This window comes from Brevundimonas vesicularis (genome assembly GCF_900445985.1).
Taxonomy (GTDB): Bacteria; Pseudomonadota; Alphaproteobacteria; order Caulobacterales; family Caulobacteraceae; genus Brevundimonas; species Brevundimonas vesicularis_D.
Genome location: NZ_UAQP01000005.1, coordinates 880,727 through 896,032, shown reverse-complemented (window position 1 = coordinate 896,032; position 15,306 = coordinate 880,727). Strand labels below are relative to the sequence as shown.

The window sequence follows — 15,306 nt, the reverse complement described above, 5'->3', positions numbered from 1 at the left end:
GTCGCGATGAACACTACGGCCTGCGAGCGCTTGGTCGTTATCTCAGCAAGTCCGGCCGCCACGGCCGCCGCCGGCATTTTCCAACGCTTGCCGTCGTCCGCCTGGGGGGCTGGACCATCGACCAGGACCTGCTGGCCTGTGGCGGAAAGATCTGTGTCGGCGGGAGACGATTTCATCCTGGCTCAACCCAAAGCCCGGCCGAGGGTTGCGCCCGCTTTCGTACCCCCGACGGCTCATTTGAGCCGCCAGCGTGACGGAACCGGCCTAGAAGGGATTTGCAGGATCTTTTCGTGCGGCGGCGATTTCGGCCGGCGTGGGATCGCGCCGGATGGTCAATCCGTCCGACGACCAGTCGACCAGTCCGAGATCCGCCATCGCCCTCAGCCAACCGTCCATCGGCCAGACCGACCAGGCGGCGTGAAAGCGCTTGGCGTTGGCGATCAGGGCGCGAAAATGCTGCAGGGGCGGATCATAGCTCTCATGGTGCTGGTGGAAGACCGGCGCGCCGCCGGCGAAGAGAAGCGGCAGGCCCTCTCGCGCGATGCGAAAACCCAGGTCCGTGTCTTCGGCGCCGTAGCCGACATAGGTCTCGTCGAATCCGCCGATCCGATGGAAGGTTGAGCGACGGATCGCGAAAGTCAGAGACCAGAACAGGCCGGGATTGCGCTCCAAGCTTTCGCCTTCTTGCGGAAAGGGGCGCACGGGATGGGGCCGGCCGGCTGCTCTCAGATCGGTTTCCGACAGTGGGCCCGGCCGGACGGCTCCGGCGGGTAGATAGAGCACCTCTGGACAGACGACGGCAGCATGCTCGGCGAGCAGGGCCTGCATCCGGCCGCAAACTGACGACGACACGATGCAGTCCACGTCGAGCAACAACAGGTTATCGCTTGAGGCCGAAGCGGCCGCCAGATTTCGGGCGGCGGCCAGAGGCAAGGCGTCGCCCGCCAGACGTTCGACGCGAACGGGAAAGCTCAGTGGCGGCAGCGTCACGGGCGCATCGCTCATGTCGATGACGATCAGTTCGTCGGGCGGCGAGGCGCTGAGGGTCAATCCCTCGACCAATCGGTCCAGATGCGCCTGCCGGTTGCGAACCATCGTGAGAGCGGACAGTGAGGTCATCGGCGAGTCCACAAATCCAGCCGATAGTTCGGATGCCGCTCAGCGAGATCCACTTTCATAATGTCCGACAATCCGAGCCACAGGCGTTCCACGGCGTCGTCGGCGGTTTGGGGATAGTCGGTCTCGCCGGTCCAGTGCACCAGAAGGATGCGTCCCCCCTCGACCAACCCGTCGGCGATGCGTCGCGTCGAAAGGTCCAGATCGGCGACGCTCCAGTAATAGGCCACTTCGGACAGGACGACGAGATCCAGCCCGTCCAGAACCGGACAGTCCCGAGGGAAGGCCGCGGCCTCGAACCGGACGTTCGGCCGCTCCGACAAACGCTGACGCGCCCTCTCAAGAGCGGTCGGGCTGACGTCGATCGCCAACAGATGATCGCAGATTTCGCCCAGCCGCTCGGTCAGGACGCCGCCCGCACAGCCGACCTCGAGCGCCCAAGCCGCTCGCCGCGCCGACAGAGCGGCGATGGTGCGATCAAACTTGGCCGCCTCATAGGGGCTGGAGGCCAGATCCCACGGATCGGCGTCCCCGGCGAAGATGCCTTCGAAATAGGCGGCGGGAAGCGAGCGTTCAGCCATAGGCGTCGCGCCGATACAGGGTGTCCGAGGCGGCCCGCAGCCCCCTCTCCTTCTCGAGCCGGAACCCTTGGCCGAACATCGGCGTCAACTGACTCTGGTGGGCCGACAAGGCATAGGCCCGAAGGCCGGCCCTTAGAGGTCGCGTCGTGATCCGCAGTTTCGACCTGGGCGGAGCCGCCCCCCACACGACATAATCGAACACGGCGACCGGCCGGCGGCACTCACTTCGGCGTCCTAACGTTCGGCCAGGACGTCCTCAACCGTCGGCTTCCCGCTGGCGGCCTGGCGCTGGGCGTGCTCCATGAGTTGGCCGGCGCGGCGACGGCGCCGTGGACGGGGCGTTAGCCGCTCTCTTCGCCGCAGGCATCGCGTCGCGCCCCCAACCCCGGTGCTCTTGCGTCACCTGGCCGGACGCCAAGCCGACTTCGCCCCAAGACCCGATTCTGGCTGCGCGCCAGCAAGCGCACATTCAGGCTTCCAGCCGATACCCAACGCCAGGCTCGGTGAGCAGTAGGATTGGGCTAGCCGGATCGGCCTCCAGCTTATGTCTCAGCTGCCCCACCACAACGCGAAGATATTGTGTGTCGTTGACGTGAGCGGCGCCCCAGACGGCTGTTAGCAGATCGCCGTGGCTGATGACCTTGCCGTGGTGGCGGGCCAGATGCGCGAGAACCTCGAACTCCTTGGGGGTCAGTTTGACGATTTCGCCAGCGCGACGGACACGGCGGCGTTCGATGTCGATGGAGATGTCTCCAGCGGTCACGGGACCGATGGTCTCGGAAATCGAGGCGCGCATGCTCACCCTCAGACGGGCCAGGAGTTCACCGATGCCGAAGGGCTTTTCGACATAGTCATTGGCGCCCAGATCGAGGGCCGCGATCTTCTCCGCCTCTCGGTCCCGCGCCGAGAGGACAATGATCGGACCAGCGTAGAACTCTCGCGCGCGTTTCAGGACATCCTTGCCGTCCATGTCAGGCAAGCCGAGATCCAGAACGACCGCATCGGGCGACCAGAGGGCGACGCCCCGCAAGCCATCCTGCCCGCTGTCCGCTCGTTTCGGCTGATACCCGGCCGCGTCCAGCGCAGGCGACAGGAAGCGGTGAATCTGAGGCTCGTCGTCGATGACGAGGATCACGGGGCGGACGGCGGACATGGGCGCTCTATAGCAGGTCGCGGTGGGTCGCGATCGCCTTCGAAAGGCTGATCAGAATGCGGGTGCCCTTGCCGTCGGCGATTGGGCTGGCGGCAGCGATGCGGCCGCCCATGGCTTCGACAAACCCCTTGGATATGGCCAAGCCCAAGCCCGCGCCCTTTGATCGGTCGGTGGGCTCTTCCATTCGACGGAACTTGTCGAAGACTCTTTCCAGCTCGGCGGTCGGTATTCCCCTGCCCTCATCTTCGATTGAGATGACGACCGAGCCTCGATCCTCATAGGCCGCCAGTTCGATGGTCGAGCCGTCGGGACTGTAGGCGATGGCGTTTTCCAGGATGTTGACGACGGCCTGCTCTAGCAGACCCTGGTCCAACAGGACGAGGCTCAGCTGGGATGGAAAGTCGCGGGTCACGTGACGGGTCTCCAGCCGACGGTTCACCCGTTCTGCGGCTGCGTTGAGAACATCGCGCACGTCCACCCAGTCGGTGCGCACGTTCAGGCCGCCGCCCTCCAGCCGGGTCATGTCCAGGAGATCGCCGACATAGCGCGACAGGCGTTCGGCCTCTTCGCGGATGCTGAGCAGCAGGTCGTCGCTAACCTCGGGCTTCAGGGTCGCGCCATAGTCGATCAGGGTCGTCGCCGAGCCCAGGACGGTGGACAGGGGCGTGCGCAGATCGTGGCTGACCGAATTCATCAAGGCCGCACGGAAACGGTCGGCGCGGCGCAGGGTCTCGGTCTCCAGCGCCTGACCGGCCAGATCGGCGCGCTCCAGCGCCACGGCGCCCTGGTCCAGCAGGGCCATGGCCAGGCGTTCCTCGTCCGACCCCGCCGCCACCGCCGAGGCGTCGACGCCCGCCACGCCGGCCCGGCCGCGCACGCCCTGCAGGGGCTGAAACCGCCAGTGGGTCTGCGGCAGTGTGCCGGTGCCGTGGCCCGTGACCTCGCCGTGGGTCCAGGCCCAGCGCGCGGCGGCCATGGCGTCGGGGGCCAGGGTCACGCCCTCGGGACTGGCCGCCATCAGAACGATGTCCTCGCCGTCGGGTAGCAGGACGACGGCGCTTGCGCCGGCGGCGGCTGACGCCTGTTCGGCCAGGCTGCGGGCCGTGGTCGCACGATCCTGGCCCGCCGACAGGGTCTGGCTGGCGGCCAGCAGGGCCGAGACGGCGGCGGCGCGCCGCTGGGCGGCTCTGGCCTGTTCGCGCACCCGCCCCGCCAGGGCGCCTGTGCCCAAGGCCACGCCCCAGAAGAGCAGCAGCGTCAGGAAGTCGGTCGGTGAACCGATCAGGAAGCTGTAGCGCGGCTGAAGGAACAGGAAGTTGTAGGTCAGAAAGGCCAGGGTCGCCGCCGCCAGCGCAGGTCTGAGGCCGTTCAGCACCCCGGCCGCCACCACCGCCGCCAGATAGATGACGCCCAGATCGACCCGCTCGAACCGGGTGTCCAGCAATAGGGCTGCGCCTGTCGCCGCCAGGACTAACCCTGCCCCCGCCGGATAGCCGCGCCAGTCCAGCGCCGCCCTGACGCCGGACTTGGCCGCCGGTTCGGGCGCGACCAGATCGCCCTCGGTCACGACGTGGACGGCGACGCCCTGGGCCTTGCGCAGCAGTTCGGTCGCCAAGGCCCGGCCGGTCCATTCGGCGAACCGCCCGCCGCGCGTCTTGCCGATGACGATCTGGGTGACGTTGTTGCGGTGAGCGTGGTCCAGAACGGCGCGCACCACGTCGTCACCGCTGATCGTCACGGGCCGTCCGCCCAGCTGCTCGGCCAGCTTGAAGGCCTCGGCCAGCCGTCCCGCCGACCGGGCGTCGGCGCGCGATCCGCTGGGCCGCTCGACATGGGCGACCGACCAGGGGGCGTCCATCATCATGTCGGACATTCGCCGCCCGGTGCGAACCAGCGAGGCGGTCATGGCGTCGCCGCCGACCAAGACCAGGATCCGCTCGTTCGCCGCCCACGGCCCCGACACGCCCCGTTCGCGCAGATGGGTCAGAAGCTGGTCGTCCACCGTCTGGGCCGCGCGTCGCAGGGCCAGTTCGCGCAGGGCCGTCAGGTTCTCGATCTTGAAGAAGTTCTCGGACGCCACCCGCGCCGTTTCGGGCACATAGACCTTGCCTTCAGCCAGACGCACCCGCAGGTCTTCGGGCGTGATGTCGATGACCTCGATATCGTCGGCGCCGGTCAGGGCGCTGTCGGGCACGGCCTCGCGCTGGCGCACGCCGGTGATACGCAGAATGACGTCGGACAGGCTTTCCAGATGCTGGATGTTCAGCGTGGTCCAGACGTCGATGCCGGCGTCGCGCAGTTCCTCCACGTCCTGCCAGCGCTTGGGATGGCGCGAACCGGGCGCGTTGGAGTGGGCGTATTCGTCGACCAGCAGCAGTTCGGGCCGTCGCGCCAGCGCGCCGTCCAGGTCGAACTCCATCAAGGCGCGGTCGCGGTGTTCGATCGGCGCGCGCGGCATGACGTCAAGCCCGCGCAGCAGGCTCATCGTCTCCTTGCGGCCGTGGGTCTCGACCACGCCGACGACGACGTCCAGCCCCTCGGCCTTTCGGCGGCGTGCGGCGCGCAGCATTTCATAGGTCTTGCCCACGCCGGGCGACATGCCCAGAAACACCTTCAGCCGCCCGCGCTTGCGGCGCGGAACGGCTGAAGTCGCGGGCGTTGCGGGCGCCGTTTCGGGCAATCAGCCCTCCGCCCCGAAGCGGGCGTCCAGCGCGCGGTTGGTCAGCAGGACATTGACGTGCGGCTGGCCGATGAAGCCCAGGAAGGCCCCCTCGATATGCGCCTCGATGATGCTCTGGACCTGTTGCACGGGAACGCCTCTGGCGCGGGCGATCCGCGCGGCCTGAAGCCGAGCGTAGGCCGGGGACACGTCCGGGTCGAGGCCCGAACCCGAGGTCGTCACCGCATCGGCGGGGATGACGCCGGGGCCGTCCTCGGCGCGGATCGCCTGGGCGCTTTCGGCGACGCGGGCGATCAGGTCCGGGTTCAGCGGCCCCATGTTGGAGCCGGACGAGGCGGCGGCGTCATAGCCGTCGCCTGCCGCCGACGGGCGCGGATGCAGATAGGTCGCGCTGACGAAAGGCTGGCCGATCAGGGACGAACCGACGACCTTGCCGCCGGCGTCGCGCACCAGGCTGCCGTTAGCCTGATCCGGGAAGGCGACCTGGGCGATGCCGGTGACGGCCAGCGGATAGGCCAGGCCCAGCAGCAGGGTGAACAGGGCCGTCATGACGAGGGCCGGGCGAAGTTGGTTGACCATGGCCGTCGCCTCAGAAGGTCGCCTTCAGCGTGGCTACGGCGCGTGCGCCGTAGATGTCGCCGAAGTCGTGTTGATCGGTGTCGTGATAACGCAGGTCCACCGCCAGCTTGTCAGTCAGCTGATAGGCCGCGCCCAGGTTCCAGGTGGTGTAGTCCAGGTCCGACGACACCCACTGACGGCCGACGGCGCCCGAGACGGTCCATTTGTCGGCAGGGCTGACCGCGCCGTTGACCTCGGCGTAGGTCGCCTCGTCCTCGGCCGCGCCGAAGAAGTCGGGCGAATAATAGACGGCGGCGCCCAGGGTGGCCGGGCCAAAGGCGCGCGAAGCGGCGGCTTTGAACTCGACATAGTCATAGTCGGCGCCGTCGGGCTGACCGGCGTAGAGATAGCCGATCACCCCGAAGTCCAGCGCATAGCCGGCGACCTCGGGCCGATAGCCGGCATACAGATCGACCTCGGCGTCCGTGTCGTCGCCGAAATCGACGTTGGAGGCCCAGCCGCCGGCGTAGAAGCCGTTCCTGGTCAGATCGACGCCGGCCGAAAGGGCGGGGTTTTCCTGGGTCTGGCTGACACCGCGAAAGACGTAGTCGGAGGTGACGGCGACGTTAGCCGACACGTCCTGGGCCTTGGCTTCGCTGCACAGGCCCAGACCGGCGAGACCGACGATACAGGCGGCGGCGAACCAGGCGTCGTTGCGGCCCGAGGCGTTGGAGAAGGATTTACGCATTGGGTTTCTCTATTCGAACAGGATGAATGGCCATGGGGTTGGAGCGGGTGCGCGGATCGGTCTGCTGCAGCGTCGCCACACCCCACATCACGGCGATGACCAGCACCGCCACAACGAGTTGCAGGATGCGAGAGACCTCCCGACGCATCACGCCAGACCCAGGCCGGAGATGAGCAGGTCGATCAGCTTGATGCCGACGAACGGGGCGATCAGGCCGCCCAGGCCGTAGATCAGCAGGTTGCGACCCAGAAGCGCGCCGGCGCCGATTGCCCGGTATTTGACGCCCTTCAGCGCCAGCGGGATCAGGGCGACGATGACCAGGGCGTTGAAGATCACCGCCGACAGGATGGCGCTCTCGGGGCTGTGCAGACGCATGACGTTCAGCGCGCCGAGCGACGGCAGGGCCACCACGAACATCGCCGGGATGATGGCGAAATATTTGGCCACGTCGTTGGCGACCGAGAAGGTCGTCAGGGCGCCGCGCGTGATCAGCAGTTGCTTGCCGACCTCGACGATCTCGATGACCTTGGTCGGGTCGCTGTCCAGATCGACCATGTTGCCGGCCTCGCGCGCGGCCTGGGCGCCGGTCTGCATGGCCACGCCGACATCGGCCTGGGCCAGGGCCGGGGCGTCGTTGGCTCCGTCGCCGCACATGGCGACCAGACGGCCCTTGGCCTGTTCGGCCTTGATCAGGCGCATCTTGTCCTCGGGCGTGGCCTCGGCAAGGTAGTCGTCCACCCCGGCTTCCGAAGCGATGGCTGCGGCCGTCACCGGATTGTCGCCGGTGATCATCACGGTGCGCAGGCCCATGCGGCGCAGGTCGGCGAAGCGCGCCTTCACGCCCGGCTTGACCACGTCCTTCAGGTGGATGACGCCGACCAGGACGCCGTTCTGGGTGACGGCCAGGGGCGTGCCGCCCGAACGGGCGATCCGGTCCACAGCCTGGCGGAACTCGGCCGGGGCCGAACCGTCCGTCAGGTTCAGATCCTTCAGCACGGCATCGACCGCACCCTTGCGCCAGCTGTCCTTGCCGACGTCCAGGCCTGACTGGCGGGTGACGGCGGTGAAGGGGATGGCGACGGCGCCGGCCGGCTGTTCGACCGAAATCCCGGCGTTGCGGCCCAGTTCGACGATGGAGCGGCCTTCCGGCGTCTCGTCGGCCAGGGACGCCATGACGGCGGCGGCCAGGGCGGCTTCCGGACGCACGCCCGGAACCGGGATGACCTCGGTCGCCATGCGGTTGCCGAAGGTGATGGTGCCGGTCTTGTCGAGCAACAGGGTGTCGACGTCGCCTGCCGCCTCCACCGCACGGCCCGAGGTGGCCAGCACGTTCACCTTCAGCAACCGGTCCATGCCGGCGATGCCGACGGCGGACAGCAGTCCCCCGATCGTGGTCGGGATCAGGGTGATGAACAGTGCGCCCAGGACCATCGGGTCCAGATCGACGCCCGAATAGGCGCCCAGGCCCACCAGGGTCACGACCGCGATCAGGAAGATCAGGGTCAGGCCGGCCAGCAACACGGCCAGGGCCAGCTCGTTGGGCGTCTTCCGGCGGTCCGCGCCCTCGACCATGGCGATCATGCGGTCGAGGAAGGTCGAGCCCGGCTTGGCGGTGATGCGCACCTTGATCCAGTCGGAGACGACGGTGGTGCCGCCGGTCACCGCCGAACGGTCGCCGCCGCTTTCGCGGATCACCGGGGCGCTCTCGCCGGTGATGGCGGCCTCGTTGACCGAGGCGACGCCCTCGACGATTTCGCCGTCCGAGGCGATCACATCGCCGGCCTCGACCAGGATGATCGACCCGACTTCAAGCTCCGAAGCATTGGTGGGGACCACGCTGCCGGTCTTCGGATCGACGATCAGCTTGGCCTTGGTCGTGACGCGGGTCGCGCGCAGGCTGTCGGCCGCCGCCTTGCCCCGCCCTTCAGCGATGCTTTCGGCGACATTGGCGAACAGGACCGTGGCCCATAGCCACAGCGCCAGCTGCACCGCAAAGCCCGCCGACTGACCGCTCGCGATGGCCGCAGCGGCCGAGAGCGTGGACAGAAGCGCCACGATCCAGGTGGTGAAGATGACCGGATTGTTGATCAGCTTTACGGGGTTCAGCTTGACGAAGGCGTCGCCCACGGCGCGTCCGATCATCTGTCCCGAGAGGCCGCCCGCAAGAGGCGACGCACGGCCGCCCTCGCGGGGATCCAGAGTTACTTGTGTCATGTCAGGATGTCCGAAGGATCAGGCGCCGGCGACCGCCGCGAGCACCTGGAAGTGCTCGACGATCGGTCCCAGGGCGAGGGCGGGCAGGAACTGCAGGCCGCCGAGGATGAGGATCACGCCGATCAGCAGGCCGATGAACAGGCCGTTGTCGGTCGGCAGGGTGCCGGGGCTGGGCGCCAGCTTGGGCTTGACCACCAGACTGCCGGCGATGGCCAGGACGGCGACGGCCGGAATGAACCGCCCGAAAAGCATGCCCAGACCCAGTGTCGTGTTCCACCAGGGGGCGTTGGCGGTCAGACCCGCAAAGGCCGAGCCGTTGTTCGCCGCCGCCGAGGTGTAGGCGTAGAGGATCTCCGACAGGCCGTGCGGCCCCTTGTTCAGCAGGCCCGCAAGCGCCGTCGGGAAGACGGCCGACACGGCGGTGAACCCCAGGATAGCCAGCGGCAGGATCAGCACCGCGATCATGGCGAACTGGATCTCGCGCGCCTCGATCTTCTTGCCCAGATATTCCGGAGTGCGCCCGACCATCAGGCCCGCGACGAAGACCGACAGCAGGGCCATGACGACCATGATGGCGATGCCCGAACCGACGCCGCCAGGCAGGATCTCGCCCAACTGCATCAGGAACATCTGCAACCCGCCGCCTAAGGGCATGAAGCTGGCGTGCATCGAGTTGACCGAGCCGTTCGAGGCGCCGGTCGTGACCACCGACCAGACGGTCGAGGCGGGCGCGCCGAAGCGGACCTCCTTGCCCTCCATATTGACCGAGGCGTCCACCTGGGCCGCGACCAGGGCCGGGGCCGGCTGGGTCTCAATCACATACATGGCCGCGCTGGCGGAGCTCAGCAGGATCAGGGCGGCCGCCGCCAGGGCGCGGACGTCGCGTCCCGCCATAGCCGTGCGGCCGAAGGCGAAGAAGGCCGCCCAGCCCATGACGTTGATCGCCACGGCGGTCAGCAGATTGGTGATGGCGTTCGGGTTCTCGAACGGATGGGCGCCGTTGACGTTGAAGACGCCGCCGCCGTTGATGCCCAGCTGTTTGATCGCCACCTGGCTGGCGGCCGGGAACAGCGGCAAGGTCTGGGACCCGCCCTCGACGCCGGTCGCCGTCACATGGGCAGCTAGGCTCTGAACGATGCCGAGACCCGACAGCACCACGGCCAGGATCAGGGCGGCGGGCAGCAGGACATACAGGGTCGTGCGCGTCAGATCGGCCCAGAAGTTGCCGACCCCCTCGCCGCGATTGGCCACGAAGGCGCGCGCCAGGGCCGCCGCGATCGTCGCGCCCGTCGCCGCCGAGACGAAGTTCTGCACCGTCAGGCCCACCATCTGGGTGAAGGTCGATAGGGTCGCCTCCCCGCCATAACTCTGCCAGTTGGTGTTGGTCACGAAGCTGACGGCGGTGTTGAAGGCCAGATGCGGAGACACGCCAGCGAACCCTTGCGGGTTGAGCGGCAGCACGCCCTGCAGACGCAGGATCGCATAGAGCAGGACAAAGCCCGCCAGATTGAAGGCCAAAAGGGCGCCGGCGTATCCCAGCCAGCCCTGGCTGCGTTTCGGATCGACGCCGGCGGCGCCGTAGAAGACGGCCTCGACCGGCTTCAGCACCGGATCCAGCCAGGTCCGCTCGCCATTCCAGACGCGCGACATATAAACGCCGATGGGCCAGCCGAGCATTACGGCCAGCCCAAGGGTCAGGGCGATCTCGCCCCATCCTTGAATGTTCATGATTTTAGTCCCGGTCCCTTAGAACCGCTCGGGCCGCAGCAGCGCCGCGACCATGTATACGGCGACGACCAGCGCCCCCGCCCCCCAGAGCATGGCGATCATCGTCACACCCGTTTCAACGCTGTGGCCAGCAAGGCGAAGACGGCGAACGCCCCCGCACCCACCGCCAGAAAAATCACATCGGCCATGCCGATCGCCTCCGACTTGTTGGAGACGGCAAATGCTCACCGAGAGGCATAAGCGCGCCATTCCGGATCACGCGCGGCGCATAAGGAAAACATAAGGGGCGGGTTGTGCGGGCATCCCACAGGCGCCTGCGAGCCGCGTGAAGCACCTTACGGAAGTGCCGTCGGACATGCGGGCAGCGTCAAGTGCCGGCTGTCTTCGGACGCGCAAGTGTCGTAAAAAGCTTCCACTAGGAAATGACACGTCTTGGATAAGGCTTGCTATTGCCTCGTCTGCCGTTAGGAACCCGGCTCCCCTGCCTGGAGCCCTGCCATGACGGCGACGAAACCGATGACGATCGGGATCGATTTCGGCACGACCAATACGGTCGTCGCCCTGACCGATGCGGACGGCCTCGCCCATCTCGTGACCTTCGACGCGGTCGAGGGCCAGACGACCACCTTCCGCTCGGCGCTCAGCTTCCAGACTCATCCGGGCGTGGACGGCCAGCCGCCCGAGCGCGTGGTCGAGGCCGGGCCCTGGGCCATCGCCGCCTATGTCGAGGATCCGCTGGAGACCCGCTTCATTCAGTCGTTCAAGACCTTCGCCGCCAGCGCCGCCTTCACCGAGACCCGGATCGACAACAAGCGCTACGCCTTCGAGGATCTGCTGGCCGCCTTCCTGCTGCGCCTGCGCCACCACGCCGGCGACGAACTGTCCGACACACCTCCCGCCGTCATCGTCGGCCGTCCCGTCACCTTTGCGGGCGGCAATCCGGACGAGACCCTGGCCCTGTCGCGCTATCAGACGGCGTTCGAGCGGCTGGGCTTCACCGACATCCGCTACGCGCACGAGCCGGTCGGCGCCGCCTTCTACTTCGCGCGCCAGCTGAAGGCGGACGCCACGGTCCTGGTCGCCGACTTCGGCGGCGGCACCAGCGACTTCTCCATCATCCGGTTCGAACATACGCCCGACGGCCTGCGTTCGACGCCGCTGGCGCGCTCGGGCGTCGGCGTGGCGGGCGACGCCTTCGACTACCGGATCATCGACCAACTGGTCTCGCCCGAACTGGGCAAGGGCGGTCTGTACAGCTCCGTCGGCAAGCAACTGCCGATTCCCCAGCGGTATTATTCCGCCTTCGCCCGCTGGGATCAGCTGGCCCTGCTACGGGCCTCGCGCGACATGCGCGACATCCGCGCGCTGGCTCGCACCGCGCTGGAGCCCGAGAAGATCGAGCGCCTGATCGAGGTGCTGGACGACAACCACGGCCATGATCTGTACCGCGCCGTCTCAACGCTGAAGATGGCCCTGTCGGCCGACGACCAAGCGACCTTCCTGTTCCAGGCCGGCGGCGTCCATATCGAAAAGCCGGTCGCCCGCGCCGATTTCGAACGCTGGATCGCGCCGGAACTGGCCGCCATCGAGGGCGCGGTGGATCAGGCGATGGCCCGCAGCGGCCTGGCGCCCGACGCCATCGACCGCGTCTTCCTGACCGGCGGCACCTCCTTCGTGCCGGCCGTGCGGGCGCTGTTCCAGAACCGCTTCGGCGCCGATCGAATCGAGACGGGCGGCGAGTTCGAATCCATCGCCGCCGGCCTGGCCCTGATCGGGCGCGAGGCGGATTTGGACCTGTGGAGCGAAAAGGCGGTCTAGACCCGACCCTAGAACCCTTGCGCCCGCGCCACCCGTTCGGCGTGGAACCCGGCGTCGCCCAGCAGTTCGTTCAGCACCCGCACCCGCTTCATGAAAAGACCGACGTCGAATTCGTCGGTCATGCCGACGCCGCCATGCATCTGCACCGCCTCCTGCACCGCCAGCTCGGCGACGCGCCCTGCCTTGGCCTTGGCGACGGAGGCCGCCAGCGGCGCGTCCTCGCGCCCCTCGTCGATGGCGATCTGCGCGCCGATCGTCGCCGCGCGCGCCAGCTCCAGCTCCGAGAACAGATGCGCGGCCCGGTGCTGCAACGCCTGAAACTCGCCGATCAGCTTGCCGAACTGTTTTCGCGTCCGCAGATAGTCCATCGTCGTCTTAAACGCCTGATCGCCCGCGCCGGTCAGGCTTGAGGCCGCGCAGGACCGCCCCAGGTTCAGTGCGCCGTCCAGCAGCGCCTCCCCGCCCCCGACCGCGCCGATCACCGCATCGGCGTCGATCTCCACATCGTTCAGAGTGATCCGCGCGGCATTGTGCGCATCCACCATCATCATGCGCTCGACCGAGACGCCCGCCGTCGCCGGATCGACCAGGAATAGCGTCATCCCTTCCTCAGCCGTCGCTGCAACGATCAGCGCGTCCGCCACATGGCCGTCCAGCACGAAGGCCTTGGCGCCGTTCAGCTTGAAGCCGTTGCCCGCCCGCTCGGCCCGCGTGGTGATCCGCGACGGCGCGTGCTTCGCGCCCTCATCCACCGCCAGCGACAGGATCGCCCCGCCTGCTGCGATCCTGGGCAGCCACGATTGCTGCGCCTGCGATCCGCCGTCGATCAGCACCTTGGCCGACAGGATCGACGATCCCAGATACGGCGACGGCGTCAGGGTGCGCCCCAAACTTTCGGCGATCACCCCGGCCTCGACCGCGCCCAGCCCCATGCCGCCCAGCGCCTCGGGGATGATGACGCCGGCGAAACCCATCTCGCCAAAGGCCCGCCACAGGTCGCGCGACACCCCATCGGCGTCACGCTCGTCCCGCAGCTTTCTCAGATGCGCGATCGGCGCCTGTTCGTTCAGGAAGCCGTCGGCGGCGTCCTGCAACATCGTCTGTTCTTCGGTCAGGATCAGGGGCATGGGTTCAGTCTCCTGACTGCGCGGCGAAATACGAGAAAGCGAGATAGATCGCCTGATAGGCGGGCGCCGCCAGGAGGGCGACTTCCTGCGATGGTGACGGTCGTGGCGAGAATTTCGCCAGCCCGGCGACGATTAAAGCCACCCCGGGCGTAAGAAAGAAGAACTTGGCGCTCCAAGTCGGTGCAAGTTCGCTCCAAGACATGCTCCATCCCATAGGCATCAGCATGATGAAGCTCAGCAGCCCGCTGAGAACGACGCCGACTGCCGCGATACCGAAAAGCAAAGGCCGTTCTATTACGCCTGTCACCTTCACGCTCCCGGGAGTTGCAGCAGGTGTTTGGCGATGATGTTCAGCTGGACTTCGCTGGTGCCGCCCTCGATGGAGTTGGCCTTGGTCCGCAGCCAGTCGCGCGCCGTCTTGCCGTCATGCGACCGCTCGCCCTCCCACTCCAGCGCATCGGCCCCGCCCGCCGCCATCAGCAGCTCATGCCGTCGCTTGTTCAGCTCGGAGCCATAGTATTTCAGCATGGAGGCGATGGCCGGGTGCGCCTGTTTGGCCTTCACCTGATCGCCCACCCGTTCCATCGCCAGGCGGAAGGCGGCGGCGTCGATCTCGAGGTCCGCGATCCGGGCACGCAGCATCGGCTCGTCCAGCCGCCCCGCCGCGTCGGCGCCGATGGCGTCCAGCGCCACCTGCCCCACAGGCCGCCCGCCGCCGACCTCGCCCATCGCGCCGATCATGGTCCGCTCGTGCGCCAGCAGGTATTTGGCCACGTCCCAGCCCCGGTTCAGCGTACCGACCAGGTTTTCCTTCTCCACCCGCACGTCGTCGAAGAAGGTCTCGCAGAAGGGCGACTTGCCTGAAATCAGGGTGATCGGCCGCGTCGTCACGCCCGGCGTTTTCATGTCGAACAGCACGAAGCTGATGCCCAGATGTTTGGGCGCCTCAGGGTCCGTGCGCACGAGGCAGAAGATCCAGTCGGCCTTGTCGGCGTAGGAGGTCCAGATCTTCTGGCCGTTGACGATCCAGTGGTCGCCTTGATCCGCGGCCCGCGTCTGAATGGACGCCAGATCCGATCCCGCGCCTGGCTCGGAGTAGCCCTGGCACCAACGGACCTCGCCGCGCACGATCTCGTGCAGGAAGCGCTTCTTCTGCTCTTCGGTGCCAAAGGCCAGCAGCGCCGGGCCCAGCATCCAGACGCCGAAACTGGCCAGGGCCGGCTGGGCTTTGATGCGCCGCAGTTCGGAAGCCAACACCTTGGCCTCCTCGCGGCTGAGGCCGCCTCCACCGTATTCCCTGGGCCATTCCGGCGCCGTCCAGCCCCGCGCGCCCATCCGCTCCAGCCATTGCTTGTGCGCCGGGGTCTTGAACGTGGGATTTCGCCCGCCCCAGATCATCTCGTCGTCGGCCATCGGCCCGCGACATTCGGCCGGGCAGTTCGCCTCCAGCCAGGCGCGCGTCTCGGCGCGGAACTGCTCCAGATCGGTCATTCCTCGTCTCCCATAGCGTGCGTCGCTGACCGGCCGAAACCGATGCGAGACATCGTTGGGAATGACCTTATCCAGGAAATCCCCGCCTTAGA

At 67.5% G+C, this 15,306-nt stretch carries 14 protein-coding genes; 1 reads left to right on the top strand and 13 read right to left on the bottom strand.

Translation table 11 applies throughout. The annotated features are described in order from the left end of the window. Nucleotides 1-264 precede the first annotated feature (264 nt). The 10 genes from DT343_RS04450 to DT343_RS17990 all read right to left on the bottom strand — a co-directional run bounded on the left by DT343_RS04450 (nucleotide 265) and on the right by DT343_RS17990 (nucleotide 10,871). On the bottom strand, nucleotides 265-1,119 hold the full coding sequence (locus tag DT343_RS04450) for a glycosyltransferase family 2 protein (RefSeq protein WP_112861897.1): 855 nt from the start codon (nucleotides 1,117-1,119) through the stop codon (nucleotides 265-267). Continuing rightward, nucleotides 1,116-1,697 carry a class I SAM-dependent DNA methyltransferase gene (locus tag DT343_RS04445; protein ID WP_112861896.1) on the bottom strand — a complete coding sequence of 194 codons (582 nt, stop codon included), beginning with the start codon at nucleotides 1,695-1,697 and terminating at the stop codon, nucleotides 1,116-1,118. Before DT343_RS04445 ends, DT343_RS04450 begins: the two co-directional genes overlap by 4 nt. Before the next feature lie 469 nt (nucleotides 1,698-2,166). Then, nucleotides 2,167-2,850 carry a response regulator gene (locus tag DT343_RS04430; RefSeq protein ID WP_112861894.1) on the bottom strand — a complete coding sequence of 228 codons (684 nt, stop codon included), beginning with the start codon at nucleotides 2,848-2,850 and terminating at the stop codon, nucleotides 2,167-2,169. A gap of 7 nt (nucleotides 2,851-2,857) precedes the next feature. Beyond that, nucleotides 2,858-5,530: a sensor histidine kinase gene (locus tag DT343_RS04425; protein ID WP_112861893.1), complete on the bottom strand. Its 2,673-nt coding sequence runs from the start codon at nucleotides 5,528-5,530 to the stop codon at nucleotides 2,858-2,860. After that, nucleotides 5,531-6,109 (bottom strand): K(+)-transporting ATPase subunit C, encoded by a 579-nt coding sequence (gene kdpC / locus DT343_RS04420; RefSeq protein ID WP_112861892.1) that lies wholly within the window; start codon nucleotides 6,107-6,109, stop codon nucleotides 5,531-5,533. Between the two features lie 10 nt (nucleotides 6,110-6,119). Beyond that, nucleotides 6,120-6,836: a TorF family putative porin gene (locus DT343_RS04415; protein WP_112861891.1), complete on the bottom strand. Its 717-nt coding sequence runs from the start codon at nucleotides 6,834-6,836 to the stop codon at nucleotides 6,120-6,122. Continuing rightward, a complete protein-coding gene (locus DT343_RS17440) occupies nucleotides 6,829-6,984 on the bottom strand; it encodes a hypothetical protein (protein WP_156363166.1) in 156 nt (51 codons plus the stop codon). Before DT343_RS17440 ends, DT343_RS04415 begins: the two co-directional genes overlap by 8 nt. Then, a complete protein-coding gene (gene kdpB / locus DT343_RS04410) occupies nucleotides 6,984-9,050 on the bottom strand; it encodes a potassium-transporting ATPase subunit KdpB (protein ID WP_112861890.1) in 2,067 nt (688 codons plus the stop codon). Before kdpB ends, DT343_RS17440 begins: the two co-directional genes overlap by 1 nt. A gap of 18 nt (nucleotides 9,051-9,068) precedes the next feature. Further along, complete coding sequence (kdpA, locus tag DT343_RS04405) at nucleotides 9,069-10,778, bottom strand: potassium-transporting ATPase subunit KdpA (RefSeq protein WP_112861889.1); 1,710 nt, start codon at nucleotides 10,776-10,778, stop codon at nucleotides 9,069-9,071. A gap of 18 nt (nucleotides 10,779-10,796) precedes the next feature. Continuing rightward, complete coding sequence (locus DT343_RS17990) at nucleotides 10,797-10,871, bottom strand: potassium-transporting ATPase subunit F (protein WP_368731202.1); 75 nt, start codon at nucleotides 10,869-10,871, stop codon at nucleotides 10,797-10,799. Between the two features lie 405 nt (nucleotides 10,872-11,276). Here DT343_RS17990 and DT343_RS04395 point away from each other — a divergent pair, with 405 nt between their 5' ends. Then, nucleotides 11,277-12,596 carry an Hsp70 family protein gene (locus DT343_RS04395; RefSeq protein ID WP_112861888.1) on the top strand — a complete coding sequence of 440 codons (1,320 nt, stop codon included), beginning with the start codon at nucleotides 11,277-11,279 and terminating at the stop codon, nucleotides 12,594-12,596. 8 nt (nucleotides 12,597-12,604) lie between these two features. On the opposite strand, the gene DT343_RS04390 is transcribed toward DT343_RS04395, so the two are convergent. Genes DT343_RS04390 through DT343_RS04380 form a run of 3 tightly spaced genes read right to left on the bottom strand, consistent with a single transcriptional unit; the run spans nucleotide 12,605 to nucleotide 15,214 of the window. Next, nucleotides 12,605-13,723, bottom strand: a complete 1,119-nt coding sequence (locus DT343_RS04390; RefSeq protein WP_112861887.1) for an acyl-CoA dehydrogenase family protein — start codon at nucleotides 13,721-13,723, stop codon at nucleotides 12,605-12,607. Between the two features lie 4 nt (nucleotides 13,724-13,727). Next, entirely contained in the window at nucleotides 13,728-14,006 is a 279-nt protein-coding gene (locus DT343_RS04385) for a hypothetical protein (protein WP_258522498.1), read from the bottom strand. A gap of 26 nt (nucleotides 14,007-14,032) precedes the next feature. Continuing rightward, on the bottom strand, nucleotides 14,033-15,214 hold the full coding sequence (locus DT343_RS04380; RefSeq protein ID WP_112861885.1) for an acyl-CoA dehydrogenase family protein: 1,182 nt from the start codon (nucleotides 15,212-15,214) through the stop codon (nucleotides 14,033-14,035). Between the last annotated feature and the right edge of the window lie 92 nt (nucleotides 15,215-15,306).

Excerpts from the sequence above, each read along its gene's own strand:
- DT343_RS04450 (WP_112861897.1), bottom strand. The coding sequence starts at position 1,119 with ATGACCTCACTGTCCGCTCTCACGATGGTTCGCAACCGGCAGGCGCAT.
- DT343_RS04445 (WP_112861896.1), bottom strand. The coding sequence starts at position 1,697 with ATGGCTGAACGCTCGCTTCCCGCCGCCTATTTCGAAGGCATCTTCGCC.
- DT343_RS04430 (WP_112861894.1), bottom strand. The coding sequence starts at position 2,850 with ATGTCCGCCGTCCGCCCCGTGATCCTCGTCATCGACGACGAGCCTCAG.
- kdpC (WP_112861892.1), bottom strand. The coding sequence starts at position 6,109 with ATGGTCAACCAACTTCGCCCGGCCCTCGTCATGACGGCCCTGTTCACC.
- DT343_RS04415 (WP_112861891.1), bottom strand. The coding sequence starts at position 6,836 with ATGCGTAAATCCTTCTCCAACGCCTCGGGCCGCAACGACGCCTGGTTC.
- DT343_RS17440 (WP_156363166.1), bottom strand. The coding sequence starts at position 6,984 with ATGCGTCGGGAGGTCTCTCGCATCCTGCAACTCGTTGTGGCGGTGCTG.
- kdpB (WP_112861890.1), bottom strand. The coding sequence starts at position 9,050 with ATGACACAAGTAACTCTGGATCCCCGCGAGGGCGGCCGTGCGTCGCCT.
- kdpA (WP_112861889.1), bottom strand. The coding sequence starts at position 10,778 with ATGAACATTCAAGGATGGGGCGAGATCGCCCTGACCCTTGGGCTGGCC.
- DT343_RS04395 (WP_112861888.1), top strand. The coding sequence starts at position 11,277 with ATGACGGCGACGAAACCGATGACGATCGGGATCGATTTCGGCACGACC.
- DT343_RS04390 (WP_112861887.1), bottom strand. The coding sequence starts at position 13,723 with ATGCCCCTGATCCTGACCGAAGAACAGACGATGTTGCAGGACGCCGCC.
- DT343_RS04380 (WP_112861885.1), bottom strand. The coding sequence starts at position 15,214 with ATGACCGATCTGGAGCAGTTCCGCGCCGAGACGCGCGCCTGGCTGGAG.